This is a genomic window from Pseudomonas sp. S2_E02, assembly GCF_054668355.1.
The window spans coordinates 6,025,464-6,042,348 of the sequence record NZ_CP162761.1 but is presented as its reverse complement, the minus strand read 5'-3'; the positions used below and the strand labels follow the sequence as shown (position 1 = coordinate 6,042,348).

The window sequence follows — 16,885 nt, the reverse complement described above, 5'->3', positions numbered from 1 at the left end:
GAAACCTGCATGCCCCTCTCGCTACTCATCCTCGCCTTGAGCGCCTTCGCCATCGGCACCACCGAATTCGTCATCATGGGCCTGCTGCCCAATGTGGCGGCCGACCTCGGTGTGTCGATCCCCGGCGCCGGTTGGCTGGTGACCGGTTACGCCCTCGGCGTGGCCATCGGTGCGCCATTCATGGCCATGGCTACCGCCAAACTGCCGCGAAAAGCGGCACTGGTCGCGTTGATGGGCATTTTTATTGTCGGCAACCTGCTGTGTGCGATTGCCAGTGATTACAACGTGCTGATGTTTGCCCGGGTGATCACCGCGCTGTGCCACGGTGCGTTCTTCGGCATCGGTTCGGTGGTGGCGGCCAATCTGGTGCCGGCCAACAAGCGAGCGTCGGCGGTGGCGTTGATGTTCACCGGTCTGACCCTGGCCAACGTCCTCGGTGTGCCGCTGGGCACTGCGCTGGGTCAGCAATACGGCTGGCGCTCGACCTTCTGGGCGGTGACCGTCATCGGTGTGATTGCGCTGATCGGCCTGATCCGCTTCCTGCCGGCCAAGCGTGACGAAGAAAAACTCGACATGCGCGCCGAACTCGCCGCCCTCAAAGGTGCCGGGATCTGGCTGTCGCTGAGCATGACTGCACTCTTCGCCGCATCCGTCTTCACTCTGTTCACCTACGTCGCCCCGCTGCTCGGCGAAGTCACCGGTGTGTCGCCCCGTGGCGTGACCTGGACGCTGATGCTGATCGGCCTGGGCCTGACCGTCGGCAACATCATCGGCGGCAAACTCGCCGACAAGGGCATGGCCGCCACGCTGATCGGCGTGTTCATCGCCATGGCCGTGGTTTCCACCGTGCTGACCTGGACCAGCGTTGCGCTGATCCCGACTGAAATCACTCTGTTCCTCTGGGCCACCGCGTGTTTCGCCGCCGTGCCGGCGCTGCAAGTCAACGTGGTGACCTTCGGCAAAGCCGCACCGAACCTGGTTTCGACCCTGAACATCGGTGCCTTCAACGTCGGCAACGCCCTCGGCGCCTGGGTCGGCGGCAGCGTCATCGCCCACGGCTACGGCCTGACCAGTGTGCCGCTCGCAGCCGCCGCACTGGCAGTGCTCGCCTTGCTGGTGACCCTGATTACTTTCCGTCAGAACGGCAATGCCGATCTGGCCCCTGCTACCAACTGATTAACTTTCACTTACGAGGGTTGTAGACATGGCAACTATTTTTGATCCGATCAAACTCGGCGACGTCGAGCTGGCCAACCGCATCATCATGGCCCCACTGACCCGCTGCCGCGCCGACGAAGGCCGCGTACCGAACGCGCTGATGGCTGAATACTACGTACAGCGCGCGTCCGCTGGCCTGATCCTCAGCGAAGCCACTTCGGTAACGCCAATGGGCGTCGGCTACCCGGACACCCCGGGCATCTGGTCCAACGATCAAGTGCGTGGCTGGGCCAACGTGACCAAAGCGATTCACGCTGCTGGCGGCAAGATATTCCTGCAGCTCTGGCACGTGGGCCGTATCTCCCACGAGTCGTACCTCAACGGTGAAGCGCCGGTGGCACCGAGCGCGATCCAGCCTAAAGGTCACGTCAGCCTGGTGCGCCCACTGGCCGACTACCCAACCCCGCGTGCACTGGAAACCGCTGAAATCGCCGACATCGTCGACGCTTACCGCACCGGTGCCGAGAACGCCAAAGCCGCCGGTTTCGACGGCGTGGAAATCCACGGCGCCAACGGTTACCTGCTCGACCAGTTCCTGCAAAGCAGCACCAACCAGCGCACCGACAACTACGGTGGCTCGCTGGAAAACCGTGCACGTCTGCTGCTGGAAGTGACAGATGCGGCGATCGAAGTCTGGGGCGCTGGTCGCGTTGGTGTGCACTTGGCACCGCGCGCTGACTCCCATGACATGGGCGACGACAACCTGGCGGAAACCTTCACTTACGTGGCTCGTGAGCTGGGCAAACGCGGCATCGCGTTCATCTGCTCCCGTGAGAAAGAAGGCGCCGACAGCCTCGGCCCGCAATTGAAAGAAGCGTTCGGCGGCCCGTACATTGCCAACGAAAAATTCACCAAGGACAGCGCCAATGAATGGCTGGCCAGCGGCAAGGCTGATGCCGTGGCATTTGGTGTGCCGTTCATTGCCAACCCGGATCTGCCGGCTCGTTTGAAGGCGGATGCGCCGTTGAATGATGCGCGTCCGGAGTTGTTCTACGCGAAAGGCCCGGTCGGTTATATCGACTATCCGGCGCTGTAAGGCATCACCCAGAAACGCGAAAGCCCCCGACTTGTGAGAGTTGGGGGCTTTTTTGTGTTCGCCTGGAAAGTGATTGTGCGGCTGAGTATGTAGCCCCTCACCCCAGCCCTCTCCCGAGGGAGAGGGAGCCGATTGGGGGATGTTCGAAACCTGAGTTCGGCGGGATATCTCAGGTCGGTGTATCTCGCAAGAACACCTCGGTCAGTCCCCTCTACCTCTGGGAGAGGGTTAGGGTGAGGGCAAGCGGCTCACACTCATTCACACAGAAGACACAAATTCCCTACAAAATGCGTAGCTCGCTACGTTTAAACTCCCCCCGCTGCGAAGCTATATAAAGGCAGGCCAATTGACATAAGCGGTGTCAATTACGCATTTTGTTTCATTTGCGCAGGCTGGGGCTCAGGCGCAGCATGTCCAACCCTGTATCGACCCAACGCTCAGCCTCGGCATGCAGCTCAAAGCTGTCCGGCGCCAGAAGCCATCCATACAGAAGGCCATCGATATAGCTGTGAATACTGATGGCCGCGCGGACGGTGTCGAGATCTTCTGGCAACTGGCCGCGATTGACCGCATTACGCAACGTCAGAGCGATGCGCTCGTTGCAATCGAGACTGACGTCCCGGCGCTGCTGGCGCAAATCGCACATTTCATCGGTGAACTCGCACTTATGAAACAGAATTTCGTTGATCCGCCGGGTTTTCGGGTCCAGCGCAACTTGATGAAACAAATGAATCAGCAGTTGGCGCATGCAGCCCAACGGATCGAGTTCATCTTCACTTTCGCTGGCCCTGGCCAATTCATCCAGCGGCTCACGCAGCGAATCCAGCATGGCCTGGACCAGATCGGCCTTGTTACTGAAATGCCAGTAAATAGCACCACGTGTGACCCCGGCCATTGTCGCGATATCGGCCAGCGTCGTACGAGCGACGCCCCTTTCATAAAAGGCTTTCTCCGCCGCTTCCAGGATCTGGCTACGGGTTTCTTGAGCTTCCTCTTTGGTACGACGGACCATGACAGTAAAACCTCAAACAGGATGTTTCAGGGATGGCTGAATATCCGCTGAATAAAGAGGGGGCGATCTCTCACGGATCTGCTCCCCGGCCTACAATTTCAAACCTTGCGACGAGTTTTGTAACAGGGTGGATACGTGGCAAAGGTGTTTACAAACAACCATGAACGTAAGTATATTCCTTAGCAAGCTACTTATCCACCCGGTACCCAATTTTTACCCTTCCACACTTCTTGTGCGCTTTTCGCGCGCCTGACCCGAGGATCTTCATGCAATTCAAGCCAGCTGTTACCGCTCTGGTCACTGCCGTCGCCCTGGCATCGCTGCTCAGCGGATGTAAAAAGGAAGAAGCGGCACCGGCCGCTCCACCGCCTCAGGTCGGCGTCGTCACCCTGCAACCACAAGCGTTTACCCTCACCTCCGAACTGCCGGGCCGCACCAGTGCGTACCGCATCGCGGAAGTTCGACCGCAGGTCAACGGCATCATTCTCAAGCGTCTGTTCAAGGAAGGCGGCGATGTCAAAGCCGGCCAGCAGCTGTATCAGATCGATCCGTCGGTCTATGAAGCGACCCTGAAAAGCGCCGAAGCCAACCTGCGTTCGACCAAGTCGATCTCCGACCGCTACAAGCAACTGGTCGACGAGCAGGCCGTGAGCCGTCAGGAATACGACACCGCCGTGGCCAACCGCCTGGAATCGGAAGCGTCGCTGCAGAGCGCGCAGATCAACGTGCGTTACACCAAGGTTTACGCGCCGATCTCCGGTCGTATCGGCCGCTCTTCGGTCACCGAAGGTGCCTTGGTGAGCAATGGTCAAACCGACGCCATGGCCGTGATCCAGCAACTGGACCCGATCTACGTTGATGTCACCCAGTCCTCGGTGGAACTGCTGGAACTGCGCCGCGAACTGGAAAGCGGTCGTCTGCAGAAAGCTGGTGACAACGCCGCCGCAGTCAAGCTGACTCTGGAAGACGGCAGCCAATACAAGCTCGACGGTAAGCTGGAATTCTCCGAAGTGTCGGTCGACCAGACCACCGGTTCGGTAACCCTGCGCGCCGTGTTCCCGAACCCGGATCACACCCTGTTGCCAGGCATGTTCGTCCACGCGCAGCTGCAGGCCGGTGTCAACAGCGCCGCGATCCTCGCCCCGCAGCAAGGCGTGACCCGTGACCTCAAAGGCACGCCGACCGCACTGGTCGTCGGCCCGGACAACAAAGTCGAGTTGCGTCAGTTGAAGGCCAGTCGCACCGTCGGCAGCCAATGGCTGATCGAAGACGGCTTGAAGGCCGGCGATCGCCTGATCACCGAAGGGCTGCAATTCGTCAAACCGGGCGTCGAGGTCAAACCGACCGAAGCGACCAACGTCGGCACCAAGAACCCGGCCCCCGCTCAGGCAGCTGACAAAGCCGCCGGCGGCAAAGGGGAGTAATCCATGTCAAAATTCTTCATCGACCGTCCGATTTTCGCCTGGGTAATTGCCTTGGTGATCATGCTGGTCGGGGCACTTTCGATCCTGAAATTGCCGATCAACCAGTACCCGAGCATTGCGCCGCCGGCCATTGCGATCTCCGTGACCTACCCGGGCGCTTCGGCGCAAACCGTGCAGGACACCGTGGTCCAGGTGATCGAACAGCAGCTCAACGGTATCGACAACCTGCGTTATGTGTCCTCGGAAAGTAACTCCGACGGCAGCATGACCATCACCGCGACCTTCGAGCAAGGCACCAACTCCGACACCGCGCAGGTGCAGGTTCAGAACAAGTTGAACCTGGCCACCCCGCTGTTGCCGCAGGAAGTGCAGCAACAAGGTATCCGCGTGACCAAGGCAGTGAAAAACTTCCTGCTGGTCATCGGCGTGGTCTCGCGTGACGGCAGCATGACCAAGGACGACTTGTCCAACTACATCGTGTCGAACATGCAGGATCCGATTTCGCGGACTGCTGGCGTCGGTGACTTCCAGGTCTTCGGTGCCCAGTATGCGATGCGCATCTGGCTCGACCCGGCCAAGCTGAACAATTTCAACCTGACCCCGATCGACGTGAAGACTGCCATCGCGGCGCAAAACGTCCAGGTCTCGTCCGGCCAGCTCGGCGGCTTGCCGGCCGTACAGGGCCAGCAGCTGAACGCGACGATCATCGGCAAGACCCGTCTGCAGACGGCCGAGCAGTTCAAGGAAATCCTGCTCAAGGTCAACAAGGACGGTTCGCAGGTTCGCCTCAAAGATGTGGCTGATGTTGGCCTGGGTGGCGAGAACTACGCCATCAGTGCCCAGTTCAACGGCAGCCCGGCATCCGGTCTGGCAGTGAAACTGGCCAACGGCGCCAACGCCCTCGATACCGCCAAAGCCTTGCGCACCACCATCGACAGCCTCAAGCCGTTCTTCCCGCCAGGCATGGAAGTGGTGTTCCCGTACGACACGACCCCCGTAGTGACCGAGTCGATCAAAGGTGTGGTTCACACGCTGGTCGAAGCGATCGCGCTGGTGTTCCTGGTGATGTTCCTGTTCCTGCAGAACTTCCGCGCCACCGTCATCACCACGATGACCGTGCCGGTGGTATTGCTCGGTACGTTCGGCATCCTCGCCGCCGCCGGTTTCAGCATCAACACCCTGACCATGTTCGGCATGGTACTGGCCATCGGTTTGCTGGTGGACGATGCCATCGTCGTGGTGGAAAACGTCGAGCGAGTCATGGCTGAGGAGGGCCTGTCTCCGAAGGAAGCGACCAAGAAATCCATGGGCCAGATCCAGGGCGCACTGGTCGGTATCGCCTTGGTATTGTCGGCGGTTCTGCTGCCAATGGCGTTCTTCGGTGGCTCGACCGGTGTGATCTACAAGCAGTTCTCGATCACCATCGTCTCGGCCATGGCCCTGTCGGTGCTGGTCGCGCTGATCTTCACCCCGGCACTCTGCGCGACCATGCTCAAGCCTATTCCCCATGGTGAGCACGGCGTTCCGAAAAAAGGCTTCTTCGGCTGGTTCAACCGCAACTTCGATCGCAGCGTCAAAAGCTACGAGCGCGGCGTCGGCAATATCCTGCGCCAGAAGGTGCCTTACCTGCTGGCCTACGCGCTGATTCTGATCGGCATGATCTGGTTGTTCATGCGCATCCCCTCCTCTTTCCTGCCGGAAGAAGACCAGGGCGTACTGTTCGCTCAAGTGCAGACCCCGGCCGGTTCCAGCGCCCAGCGCACCCAGGTAGTCGTGGATGAAATGCGTGAATACCTGCTGCGTCCGACCAAGGATGGCGGTGAAGGTGACACCGTCGCCTCGGTGTTCACCGTGACCGGTTTCAACTTCGCCGGCCGTGGTCAGAGCTCGGGTATGGCATTCATCATGCTCAAGCCTTGGGATGAGCGTAACGCCGACAACAGCGTGTTCAAGCTGGCGGCTCGCGCCCAGCAGCACTTCTTTACCTTCCGCGACGCGATGGTGTTCGCCTTCGCCCCGCCGGCAGTGCTGGAGTTGGGTAACGCCACCGGTTTCGACGTGTTCCTGCAGGACCGCGCCGGTATCGGTCATGAAAAATTGATGGAGGCACGCAACCAGTTCCTCGGCATGGCGGCGCAAAGCAAAGTGTTGTCGCAGGTACGTCCGAACGGTTTGAATGACGAGCCGCAATTCCAGCTCGAAATCGATGACGAGAAGGCCAGTGCCCTGGGCGTTACCATCAGCGACATCAACAACACCTTGTCGATTGCTTTGGGCAGTAGCTACGTCAACGACTTCATCGACCGTGGTCGGGTGAAGAAGGTGTACGTGCAAGGCCAGCCGGATTCGCGCATGAAACCGGAAGACTTGAAGAAGTGGTACGTACGCAACGCCAGCGGCACCATGGTTCCGTTCTCGGCATTCGCCAAGGGCGAATGGATCTACGGTTCGCCGAAGCTCTCGCGCTACAACGGTGTGGAAGCGGTGGAAATCCTCGGGGCCCCGGCTCCAGGTTACTCCACGGGTGAAGCCATGGCCGAGGTCGAAGCCATTGCCGCGAAACTGCCGAAAGGCGTAGGCATCTCCTGGACGGGGCTGTCCTATGAAGAACGTCTGGCGGGTTCGCAGGCGCCGGCACTGTTTGCGCTGTCGCTGCTGATGGTATTCCTGTGTCTGGCGGCTCTCTATGAGAGCTGGTCGATTCCGATTGCAGTGGTGCTCGTGGTTCCGCTGGGGATCATCGGGGCCTTGCTGGCGACCAGTCTGCGCGGGCTGTCCAACGACGTGTACTTCCTGGTGGGACTGTTGACGACCATCGGTCTGGCAGCGAAAAACGCCATTCTGATCGTCGAGTTCGCCAAGGAATTGCATGAACAGGGCGCCAGTCTGCGCGACGCTGCCATCGAAGCTTGCCGCATGCGTCTGCGTCCGATCATCATGACGTCCCTGGCGTTCATCCTCGGCGTAGTGCCTCTGGCAATTTCCACAGGCGCCGGCTCAGGCAGCCAGCACGCCATTGGCACCGTGGTAATTGGCGGTATGATCACCGCCACCGTACTCGCGATTTTCTGGGTACCCCTGTTCTTCGTTACGGTTTCGTCCATGGGCCAGCGTAAAATCGCCGACCCGGATGACACTAAAGAAACTCCTAAAGAGGCTGGCCAATGAGCAAGTCGCTACTCTCCATCGCAGTCGCCGCCTTCGTGCTGAGCGGTTGCTCGCTGATACCTGACTATCAGCAGCCTGAGGCTCCGGTCGCAGGTCAGTTCCCGCAGGGGCCGGCGTACTCGCCGGCCCAGGCACCGGCGCAGGCCGCTGCCGAGCAGGGCTGGAAGCAGTTTTTCCATGACCCGGCGCTGCAACAGCTGATCCAGGTGTCCCTGGAAAACAACCGCGACCTGCGTGTCGCGGCGCTGAACATCGACGCCTATGCGGCTCAATACCGCATCCAGCGTGCCGACCTGTTCCCGGCGGTCTCGGCCAATGCCAGCGGCAGCCGTCAGCGGGTTCCGGCCCGTGCCTCGCAGACCGGTGAAGCGGGCATCACCAGCTCCTACTCGGCCACCGTCGGCATCAGCGCCTACGAACTCGATCTGTTCGGTCGGGTTCGCAGCCTGAGCGAGCAAGCGTTGCAACAATACTTCGCTACTGAAGAAGCACGTCGCAGCACCCAGATCAGTCTGGTCGCCAGCGTCGCCAATGCTTACCTGACCTGGCAAGCGGACAAGGAACTGCTCAAGCTGACCCAAGACACCCTCGGTGCCTTCGAAGAAAGCTACAAGCTGACCAGCCGCAGCAACGAAGTCGGTGTGGCTTCGGCACTGGATCTGGCGCAGTCGCGTACTTCCGTGGAAAACGCCCGGGCACAACTGGCGCGTTACACCCGCCAGGTCGCGCAGGACGAAAACAGCCTGACCCTGCTGCTCGGCACCGGTATCCCGGCCAATCTGCAAGCGGCCAAACCGCTGTCCGATGACCTGCTCAGCGACGTGCCGGCCGGTCTGCCTTCGGACCTGCTGCAACGTCGTCCGGACATTCTGCAAGCCGAGTACAACCTGAAAGCGGCCAACGCCAACATCGGCGCGGCCCGTGCGGCGTTCTTCCCGAGCATCAGCCTGACCGCCAACGCGGGCAGCCTGAGCCCGGATCTGTCCGGCCTGTTCAAGGGGGGTTCGGGAACGTGGCTGTTCCAGCCGCAGATCAACCTGCCGATCTTCAACGCCGGCAGCCTGCGCGCCAGCCTCGACGCCGCCAAGATCCAGAAGGACATTGGCGTGGCGAACTACGAGAAGTCCATTCAAACGGCCTTCCAGGAAGTCGCCGACGGCCTCGCCGCACGCCAGACCTACACCGAGCAACTGCAAGCGCAGCGTGACTTCGTGCAGGCCAACCAGGATTACTACCGTCTGGCCGAACGTCGTTACCGCATCGGCGTCGACAGCAACCTGACCTTCCTCGATGCCCAGCGTCAGCTGTTCAGTGCGCAACAAGCGCTGATCACCGACCGCCTCGCGCAGCTGACCAGTGCGGTCAACCTGTACAAGGCTCTGGGCGGTGGCTGGAATGCGCAAACCGCGCAGAACGAACCGCTGAAAGAAGAAGCGCCGAAGATGAAGTTGTTCTGATCATCGGCTGACTACAAGGAGCCCACCGATTGGTGGGCTTTTTGTTGCCTGGCAGAAAGGTGTGTTGTCTGGGCTGGCCCCTTCGCGAGCAAGCTCGCTCCCACAGGGGAACGCATTCCAAATGTGGGAGCGAGCTTGCTCGCGAAGAGGCCCTCACAGACACCATAAAACCCAACTGAATCTTGCGTTCGATAATCGCCCAAAACCCGCTTTTACCAATTGAATCAAAACATCCGCCCCCCGCACCATTCGCTCCACAAAACCAATAACAACAGGTTCGACACCATGCTCCCGCGCCCTGCCCCGTCCGGCTGATTGCCGTCGTTTCACCTCTGAACACTTTTCATGTCTGCACCCCGAAAACCGGTGTCAGCGCACCTGTTCGCCTGAAAAAAAACAAGAGAGACCCGAGCCCATGACAAACTCCCCTGCGCCTTACGCAATTCCCGGCCTGATCGCCCTGGCCCTGGCCGGCGCGGCGCTGCCCGCAGCGGCTGAAGAAGCCGGTTTCATCGAAGGGGCCAAGGTCAACCTGAACCTGCGCAACTTCTACATCAACCGCAACTTCACCAACCCGACCAAAGCGCAGGGCAAGGCTGAAGAGTGGACGCAGAGCTTCATCCTCGACGCCAAGTCCGGTTTCACCCAAGGCACCGTCGGCTTCGGCATGGACGTGCTGGGCCTGTATTCGGTAAAGCTTGATGGCGGCAAAGGCACCGGCGGCACGCAGTTGCTGCCGCTGGATCACGACGGCCGCCCGGCGGACAACTTCGGTCGCACCAACGTCGCTTTCAAAGCCAAGCTTTCGCAGACCGAAGTGAAGGTCGGCGAGTGGATGCCGGTGCTGCCGATCCTGCGTTCGGACGACGGCCGCTCGCTGCCGCAAACCTTTCGCGGCGGTCAGATCACCTCGAAGGAAATCGACGGCCTGACCCTCTACGGCGGCCAGTTCCGCGCCAACAGCCCGCGCGATGACAGCAGCATGAGCGACATGTCGATGACCGGCAAAGCGGCGTTCACCTCTGATCGCTTCAACTTTCAGGGCGGTGAATACGTTTTCAACGAAAAACGCACACAGATCGGCCTGTGGAACGCCGAACTCAAGGACATCTACAGCCAGCAATACGTCAACCTGATCCACAGCCAGCCGCTGGGCGACTGGACGCTGGGCGCCAACCTCGGCTTCTTCTACGGCAAGGACGATGGCAGCGCCCGCGCCGGCGACCTCGACAACAAAACCTGGTCGGGGATGTTCTCGGCGAAGTACGGCGGCAACACCTTCTACGTCGGCCTGCAGAAACTCACCGGCGACAGCGCGTGGATGCGCGTCAACGGCACCAGCGGCGGCACGTTGGCCAACGACAGCTACAACGCCAGCTACGACAACGCGCAGGAACGTTCCTGGCAAGTACGCCATGACTACAACTTCGTCGCGCTGGGCATCCCCGGCCTGACGCTGATGAACCGCTATATCAGCGGCGACAACGTGCACACCGGGACGATCACCGACGGCAAGGAATGGGGCCGCGAATCGGAACTGGGCTACACCGTGCAGAGCGGCGCGCTGAAGGATCTGAACGTCAGATGGCGCAACTCGACCATGCGCCGGGACTTCAGCAATAACGAGTTCGACGAGAACCGCCTCATCGTTAGCTACCCGATCAGCCTCCTCTAAACACCGCTTTCAAACTGTAGGAGTGAGCCTGCTCGCGATAGCGGTGTGTCAGTGACATTTAAGGTGACTGACACACTGCTATCGCGAGCAGGCTCACTCCTACATTTGAATCTGCGCCACTGGTCAGGAGAAGTGGCACTTTGCCGGCCGACAGATAAAGTGACAAAACCTGAAGGAGTCAGGTGCTTCACCTTTCCGCTTCCGTCGTCGTAGTCGGTCCTCAAGCTGGGAGCCAGGTTGTCATCGGAAGACACCAACGATCACCGGAGGACCACCTCAATGATCTCTCGTCTTGCAACACCCGACTGGGACGCCAAGGCGTACCAGCAGTTTTCCCGTCTCAGGCAACGCCCGGTCAATGAGTTGCTCGACCGTGTTGACCTGCCAAATCCTCAACGCATTTACGACCTGGGCTGCGGCACCGGCATTGCCACGCAGTTGTTGGCCAAACGCTGGCCGCGCGCGCAGTTGCAGGGGATCGACAGCTCGGCACAGATGCTCGCAGAAGCGCGCTGTCTGCCGCTCAGGGCATCGTGGAAACACTGCGATCTGCTCGATTGGCAACCGGAGCAACCGGCAGATCTACTGCTCGCCGCCGCCGTGCTGCACTTTATCGATGGCCATGAAACGCTGTTGCCGCACCTGCTGGGTTATCTCAACCCGGGCGGCTGTCTGGCGGCGCACATGCCCGACTGGCGCGATGCGCTGTGGTATCGGCTGATGCTCGACACTCTCGAAAATGGCGGCCCCGATGGCACGCCAATGGGCACACCTGAACTGCGCCAGCGCATGGCCGCGCGGCCGTTGTTGGCGCTGGAGGATTACTACCGTTTGCTCGCGCCCATGACCACGTCGCTGGATATCTGGGAGACCGAGCAGTTGCAGGTGGTTGACGGCAAATCGCCAATTTATGACTGGGTAAAAGTGTCGGCGCTGCGGCCGGTGATGCAGGCGCTGGATTCAGCGGAACAGACGCGGTTTATCTATCACTACCTGATGCGGGTGCATAAGCATTATCCGCAGGAGGGGGATGGGCATACGTTGTTTGCGTTCAAGCGGATATTTATTGTTGCCACGGTTTGAATGAGTTGTGCTGATTGATGCGCAACGGCGTCTGCCCCCTTCGCGAGCAAGCTCGCTCCCACATTGGAATGCATTTCCCTGTGGGAGCGAGCCTGCTCGCGAAGACGTCAGCTCAGGCACCATCAATCCCTGGATTCAACACCCAGCTCGTCCCACACCGACTCCGCCAGATGGAAAGTGGCATTCGCCGCCGGAATCCCGCAGTAAATCGCACTCTGCATGATCACTTCCTTGATCTCACCCCGGCTCACGCCGTTATTGGCTGCCGCACGCAGGTGCAGTTTCAGTTCGCCCTCGCGGTTCATGCCGATCAGCATGGCGATAGTGATCAAACTGCGCGTGTGCCGAGGCAAGCCCGGTCGCGTCCAGATATCGCCCCAGGCATGGCGGGTAATCATTTCCTGAAACTCCGAGTTGAACTCGGTCAGCGTGGTCAGGCTGCGATCGACATGGGCATCGCCCAGCACCGCGCGGCGCACTTGCATGCCGTCGTCGTAACGTTGTTTCTCGTCCACAAAAACTTCCTCACTTAGCCTGCAAAAACGCTAACACACGATCACTGAAATCCGCGCCAGCCTGCACGTTTGACAGATGCGCCGCATAGAACTCGGCGTACTGGGCACCGCGTACATGCTCCTGAATGAAATGCCCACCGGCCGGCGGTGTCACCGCATCTTCAGTGCCGGCGATCACCAGCAACGGCACGTTGATCGACGCCAGTTGCTCACGGAAATCGGCATCACGCACCGCTGCGCAGTTAGCCGCATAACCTTGCGGCGACGTCGCCGCGAGCATGTCGGTAATCTGCTTGGCCGCTGCCGGATGCGCCGCCGAAAAGTCCGGGGTAAACCAGCGGGCAATCGAAGCATCACGCAGGGCCACCATCGCTGCCGCACCGTCACGCAGCACGGTTTCGATGCGTGGATTCCACACCGACGGATCGCCGATCTTTGCCGCGGTGTTGCAGACGATCAGCTTGTGCAGCCGATGCCCGGCATTGATCCCCAGCCACTGACCGATCAGGCCTCCCATCGACAGCCCGCAGAAATGCGCACGCTCGATGTGCAGCGCATCCAGCAAGCCGAGCACGTCGTGACCGAGCTGCTCGATGCTGTAAGGCCCCGGCGTCACCAGCGATTTGCCGTGGCCCCGGGTATCGAAACGCAGCACGCGAAAATGCTCGGTAAACGCCGGCATCTGCGCGTCCCACATGTGCAGATCAGTGCCTAGCGAGTTGGAGAGCACCAGCACCGGCGCATCGACCGGGCCCTCGATTTGATAATGCAGTTCGCCATCGGCGAGTTGAACGAAAGCCACAGCCCTCTCCTTTCAGTCAGACAATGCGTTGTGTTCGGCCACCGCGCGCTCGACCCAGGTTTTCGCCTGGCCGAGGTAATGGGCGGGGTTCAAAAGTTGATCGAGTTCAGCGCTGCTCAACTCGGCGGTGACTTGCGGTTCGTCACCGAGCACGGCGCGTAAATGGCGCTGCTCGGCCACCGCGCGTTTGCAGCATTGTTCGAGCAGGTGATGCGCGGCGTCGCGGCCGACACGCTGGGCGAGGACAATGCTGACGGCTTCGGCCAACACCAGCCCCTGAGTCAATTCGAGGTTGCGGGCCATGCGTGCGGCGTCGACTTCCAGACCGTCGGCAAGCAATCGCGCCTGTTGCAGCGAACCGGAAACGAGGCAGCAGATTTCCGGCAACGTTTCCCATTCGGCATGCCACAGACCGAGGCTGCGCTCGTGCTCCTGGGGCATGGCACTGAACAGCGTCGAGACCAGACCCGGCACCCGCGTCGCTGCGCCGATCAACACCGCCGCGCCGACCGGATTGCGCTTGTGTGGCATGGTTGACGAACCGCCCTTGCCCGGTGCCGATGGCTCGAACACCTCAGCCGCTTCAGTCTGCATCAACAGGCTGATGTCGCGGCCGAATTTGCCCAGGCTGCCGGCGATCAAACCCAGCGCCGCGCCGAACTCGACCACGCGATCACGCTGGGTGTGCCACGGCTGTTCCGGCAAGGTCAGTTGCAGTTCTTCAGCCAGCGCTTCGGCAATCGGCAAGGCCTGTTCGCCCAACGCGGCGAGGGTTCCGGAAGCGCCACCGAATTGCAGCACCAGCAAACGCGGCTTGAGTTCACGCAAGCGCTGACGGCTGCGAGTCACCGCGCCCAGCCATCCGGCGATTTTCATGCCGAGGGTTACCGGTGTCGCATGTTGCAGCCACGTGCGCCCGGCCAACGGCGTCGCCGCATGACGTTGCGCCTGGATCGCGAGGGAATCAGCGAGTTGCGCGAGATCGTTCTCGATCAACTCAAGCGCCTGACGCAATTGCAACACCAGCCCGGAATCCATCACGTCCTGACTGGTCGCGCCTAAATGCACATAACGTTCGGCTTCAGCGTCGCGGGCAGCAATCTGCTTGCCCAATGCCTTGACCAGCGGAATCGCCGAATTGCCGGCCGTGGCGATCGCCTCGCCCAGCGCCGCGAAGTCATACAGACCAGCGCTGCATGCCGCCGCAATCGGTGCCACAGCGGAAGCTGGAATCAACCCGACCCGCGCCTCGGCCCGGGCCAACGCGGCTTCGAAGTCGAACATGGCCTGCACGCGGCCCTGATCGCAGAACACCTCACGCATATCGCGGGCAGTGAAATAGGCATCGAACAATTGATTGCCCGGTCGCTGAGTCATAAAAGTCCTTGCCGGCGCGGGCCATCACGGCCCGCGCGCTTCGGGTTAGAGATCGTGGTGCAAATACGCCGCCTGTTTCGGCAAGCGCAGACTGAACAGGAAGGCGATCGCCATCATGGCCGTAACGTACCAGTAGAAGGAGTTTTCCATGCCGATGTTCTTCAGGCTCAGGGCGACGAATTCCGCCGAACCGCCGAAGATCGCGTTCGCCACCGCATAGGCGAGACCGACGCCGAGGGCGCGGACTTCCGGCGGGAACATTTCGGCTTTTACCAGGCCGCTGATCGAGGTGTAGAAACTGACAATCGCCAGCGCCACGGTGATCAATACAAACGCGAGGAACGGGCTGCTGACGCTTTTCAGGCTCAACAGAATCGGCACGGTGAACAGCGTACCGAGCGCGCCGAACCAGAGCATCGAGTTACGTCGGCCGATCTTGTCGGCAAGCATGCCGAACAGCGGCTGCATGCACATATACAGGAACAGCGCACCGGTCATGATGTAGCTCGCGGTCTTGGCGTGCATGCCGGCGGTGTTGACCAGGTACTTCTGCATGTAGGTAGTGAAGGTGTAGAAAATCAGCGAACCACCGGCGGTGTAACCGAGCACGGTGATGAACGCGGCTTTGTGATCGCGGAACAGTGCGCTGATGCTGCCAGCGTCTTTGTGCGCGCGGGTTTCCTTGTTGGTGGTTTCTTTCAAGCTGCGACGCAGGAACAGCGAAATCAGCGCCGCCACCGCACCGACCACAAACGGAATCCGCCAGCCGTAGGCACGCAGATCGTCTTCAGTGAGAAATTGCTGCAGCACTACTACCAGCGACACGGCCAGCAATTGCCCGCCGATCAGCGTCACGTACTGGAACGAGGCGAAAAATCCGCGCTGGCCCTTGAGGGCAACTTCGCTCATGTAGGTGGCGGTGGTGCCGTACTCGCCGCCGACCGACAGGCCTTGCAGCAAGCGCGCGAACAACAGCAGGACCGGTGCCCAGACGCCGATGTCCTTATAGGTTGGCAAGCAGGCGATCAGCAACGAGCCGAAGCACATCATCAGAATCGAGATGAGCATCGAATTCTTGCGCCCGTGCTTGTCGGCGACCCGGCCGAAAATCCAGCCACCAATCGGGCGCATCAGGAAGCCGGCGGCGAACACGCCAGCGGTATTGACCAGTTGCACCGTCGGGTTGTCGGAGGGGAAGAACGCTGGGGCGAAATAAATCGCGCAGAACGCGTAGACGTAGAAGTCGAACCATTCGACGAGGTTGCCGGACGAGGCGCCGACAATGGCAAAGATGCGCTTGCTGCGCTCTTCGCCGGTGTAATGGGAGGTGGTCGTTGTCATTGTTTTTCACTCGATAGGGACAGTGAGAGTCTAGACATACTTTGCAACAGTCCCGTTCCACATCCTACATCGGTCGTTCCCACGCTCCGCGTGGTAACGCATCCGGTGACGCTCCGCGTCACAGTGGACGCGGAGCGTCCATGGCGGCATTCCCACGCAGAGCGTGGGAACGATCATGTAGAAGCTGCCGCAGGCGGTGATCTTTTGATTTTAATAATCGAAGAACACGGTTTCGGCATCAGTGCCCTGCAGAATCACATTCCACTGGTAAACACCCGAGGCGTCCTGCTTGGCCAGCAACGTACTACGACGTTCAGCCGGCACACATTCCAGCAATGGATCATCAACGTTGGCCGGCTCGCCCTCAAAGTAGATCCGCGTCAGCAAGTGCTTCACCAACCCGCGGGCAAACACCAGCACCACCAGATGCGGCGCCTGGGTCGAACCTTTCAGGCCCTCAACCGTGCCCGGTTTGATCGTGGTGAAACGGAAGCGCCCTTCAGCGTCCACCGGCACCCGGCCAAAACCTTCAAAGTGCGGATCGAGCGGTTTGTCCTGCTCGTCTTCCGGGTGGTCGTATTTGCCGGCAGCGTTGGCCTGCCAGACTTCGAGCATGGCGTCGTTGACGACATCGCCATTGCCATCCACCACTTGCCCGGTAATTGCCACGCGCTCGCCAAGGGTTTGCTCGACGGTGAGGTTTTCGCGGTTCAGCCAGGTCAGGCCGATGTGGTAGTACGGCCCGACGGTGTGGGACGTGGTCGCAGTCAGCGTCAT

General features: G+C 60.5%; 13 protein-coding genes. 7 read left to right on the top strand and 6 right to left on the bottom strand.

Translation table 11 applies throughout. The features are described from left to right. The first annotated feature begins 9 nt into the window (after positions 1 to 9). Together AB4O01_RS27085 and AB4O01_RS27080 are read left to right on the top strand one after the other, a co-directional pair. Entirely contained in the window at positions 10 to 1,176 is a 1,167-nt protein-coding gene (locus AB4O01_RS27085; RefSeq protein ID WP_007917078.1) for an MFS transporter, read from the top strand. 28 nt (positions 1,177 to 1,204) lie between these two features. After that, positions 1,205 to 2,254 (top strand): alkene reductase, encoded by a 1,050-nt coding sequence (locus tag AB4O01_RS27080; protein WP_186623729.1) that lies wholly within the window; start codon positions 1,205 to 1,207, stop codon positions 2,252 to 2,254. A gap of 379 nt (positions 2,255 to 2,633) precedes the next feature. Here the strand turns inward: AB4O01_RS27080 and emhR are convergent, their stop codons facing one another. Then, entirely contained in the window at positions 2,634 to 3,266 is a 633-nt protein-coding gene (gene emhR, locus AB4O01_RS27075) for an efflux system transcriptional repressor EmhR (RefSeq protein ID WP_093438619.1), read from the bottom strand. Between the two features lie 266 nt (positions 3,267 to 3,532). Here emhR and emhA point away from each other — a divergent pair, with 266 nt between their 5' ends. The 5 genes from emhA (at position 3,533) to AB4O01_RS27050 (ending at position 12,073) form a co-directional block, all read left to right on the top strand. Then, the gene (gene emhA / locus AB4O01_RS27070; RefSeq protein ID WP_460090076.1) at positions 3,533 to 4,690 is read left to right on the top strand and encodes an efflux RND transporter periplasmic adaptor subunit EmhA; all 1,158 of its coding nucleotides are present in this window, start codon (positions 3,533 to 3,535) and stop codon (positions 4,688 to 4,690) included. A 3-nt stretch (positions 4,691 to 4,693) separates the two neighbouring features. Continuing rightward, positions 4,694 to 7,858 (top strand): efflux RND transporter permease subunit, encoded by a 3,165-nt coding sequence (locus AB4O01_RS27065; protein WP_460090075.1) that lies wholly within the window; start codon positions 4,694 to 4,696, stop codon positions 7,856 to 7,858. Then, entirely contained in the window at positions 7,855 to 9,315 is a 1,461-nt protein-coding gene (emhC, locus tag AB4O01_RS27060; RefSeq protein ID WP_456023569.1) for an efflux RND transporter outer membrane subunit EmhC, read from the top strand. Before AB4O01_RS27065 ends, emhC begins: the two co-directional genes overlap by 4 nt. Positions 9,316 to 9,730: 415 nt before the next feature. Beyond that, positions 9,731 to 10,990 (top strand): OprD family porin, encoded by a 1,260-nt coding sequence (locus tag AB4O01_RS27055; RefSeq protein WP_460090073.1) that lies wholly within the window; start codon positions 9,731 to 9,733, stop codon positions 10,988 to 10,990. Between the two features lie 279 nt (positions 10,991 to 11,269). After that, the gene (locus tag AB4O01_RS27050; protein ID WP_460090072.1) at positions 11,270 to 12,073 is read left to right on the top strand and encodes a methyltransferase domain-containing protein; all 804 of its coding nucleotides are present in this window, start codon (positions 11,270 to 11,272) and stop codon (positions 12,071 to 12,073) included. A gap of 122 nt (positions 12,074 to 12,195) precedes the next feature. Here AB4O01_RS27050 and pcaC read toward each other — a convergent pair whose 3' ends face one another. The 5 genes from pcaC to pcaG all read right to left on the bottom strand — a co-directional run bounded on the left by pcaC (position 12,196) and on the right by pcaG (position 16,885). Further along, positions 12,196 to 12,588, bottom strand: a complete 393-nt coding sequence (pcaC, locus tag AB4O01_RS27045; RefSeq protein WP_007957838.1) for a 4-carboxymuconolactone decarboxylase — start codon at positions 12,586 to 12,588, stop codon at positions 12,196 to 12,198. Between the two features lie 10 nt (positions 12,589 to 12,598). Further along, entirely contained in the window at positions 12,599 to 13,390 is a 792-nt protein-coding gene (pcaD, locus tag AB4O01_RS27040) for a 3-oxoadipate enol-lactonase (RefSeq protein ID WP_460090070.1), read from the bottom strand. Positions 13,391 to 13,402: 12 nt separating this feature from the next. After that, positions 13,403 to 14,767, bottom strand: a complete 1,365-nt coding sequence (locus AB4O01_RS27035) for a 3-carboxy-cis,cis-muconate cycloisomerase (protein ID WP_460090069.1) — start codon at positions 14,765 to 14,767, stop codon at positions 13,403 to 13,405. A gap of 45 nt (positions 14,768 to 14,812) precedes the next feature. Beyond that, positions 14,813 to 16,108 carry an MFS family transporter gene (locus tag AB4O01_RS27030; protein WP_034153075.1) on the bottom strand — a complete coding sequence of 432 codons (1,296 nt, stop codon included), beginning with the start codon at positions 16,106 to 16,108 and terminating at the stop codon, positions 14,813 to 14,815. Between the two features lie 210 nt (positions 16,109 to 16,318). Beyond that, positions 16,319 to 16,885, bottom strand: coding sequence for a protocatechuate 3,4-dioxygenase subunit alpha (gene pcaG, locus AB4O01_RS27025; protein WP_102902710.1), 567 nt, complete (start codon positions 16,883 to 16,885; stop codon positions 16,319 to 16,321).